1 protein-coding gene is annotated in these 1,433 nt (G+C 32.9%); it reads left to right on the plus strand.

The window, feature by feature from the left end; genetic code table 11:
* Positions 1–176: 176 nt before the first annotated feature.
* On the plus strand, positions 177–1,433 hold a 1,257-nt coding region (locus tag CQA62_RS06740; protein WP_147288252.1), incomplete at its 3' end, for a hypothetical protein.

Genomic DNA, 1,433 nt, shown 5'->3' on the forward strand with positions numbered 1-1,433 from the left:
ATAGTTATTCTATCACTTTTAATAATCTAAATATTATTGTTTTCTTAAATATATAAATACAAAAAAATATAATTTTAATAAATTTACCCCCCCCCCCCCCGTAGATTTTTGTATATAATCTCATCTAAATTTCTATAATGAAATTTAAATTAAAATAAATAGGAGATTAAAATAATATGAAAAAAACAAATTTAACTTATTCTAAATATTCTTTATTTAAACCTATAGTGGCAAGTTCACTTGCTTTAGCTCTTGGTGTGAGTGTGGGGAATGCACAAGAAACTTGTTCAACTGCACGACAAGGTGAAAATCCTGTCATTTGCAATGGAAACTCTAGTATTACAACATCAAATTTGACTTGGACAGATTCTAATGGTCTCCTTGCTCCAAGTTATAGCAATGGAAGTTCTCAACAAGTTAACACTATTTACATCGGGTTTAATGGGAGTAGCGATCAAACAAATTATCAAGCAGGCACAAAAACTTATAACATCTTAGGAAAAATGACTAGCAACTCTAATTCAGGCATTGTTTTCCAAACAAAAGGAAAAGGGCTTAAAACAAATATGACAGCAAATCTGGGGCAAACAACAGCTATGGGAGATTCTAATAAAATCACTTTTGATTTTTCCAATGTAGGAGAGGGCTATGCCCTAGAAGGAAATTTGCATGTTGGTGGGAATTCAGCAAATGCAAGTGACGCTAATAAAATCAAACAAAATACTTTTACGGGCACCTTTGGAGGAAAGGGTATCAAGGGGAATTTATCTTTTAATAATATTATTAAATCCTCAGATCTTACCTTTAAAGAGGGGGCAAGGATTGAGGGAAAGATCAACATTGTTACAGGAATACAAAATTTTACTTTTGAACCCAAAACCTCTCAAGGAGCATCTTTATCTATTTCCCAAGAACCTCATATTACTCGGGTGATTGAAATGCACTCAGACAACTTGACTTCTACAACAACTTTTAAATCTGATGTCTATCTTGGGGGCGGGATTTTACTTTATGCACATAATAATATGACAAATGGTCATTCATTTGTTTTTCAAAAGGAAGCAAAGATTGAAGGATCAATGACTAAAAATGCAACACACACCAGTTTTGAAGGTGGTACTTATGCAATTGTGGCAAGAAGAGGTATTAACAAAGGACATAAGGCAAATCTAAATCTCACCTTCAACTCTAATGCAACAATTGGAAATGTTTTAGCAAAAGATATTGGTGTAATTACCTATACATTCCAAAAATCTCAAGACTCTATGGTAAGTGAAAATGCTTCTAATACAAATCAAACAATTAAGATTAATAATATTGATACTGAAGGGGGCAAAAACATCCTCCTACTCAAAAACAATAGTGGCGCAACAAGTGCACTCACTATTAATAAAATCACCACAAGTGGTGGGATTAATTCTATTGCTAAGGAA

Origin of the sequence: Helicobacter cholecystus (assembly GCF_003364215.1) — a bacterium.
GTDB lineage: Bacteria > Campylobacterota > Campylobacteria > Campylobacterales > Helicobacteraceae > Helicobacter_G > Helicobacter_G cholecystus.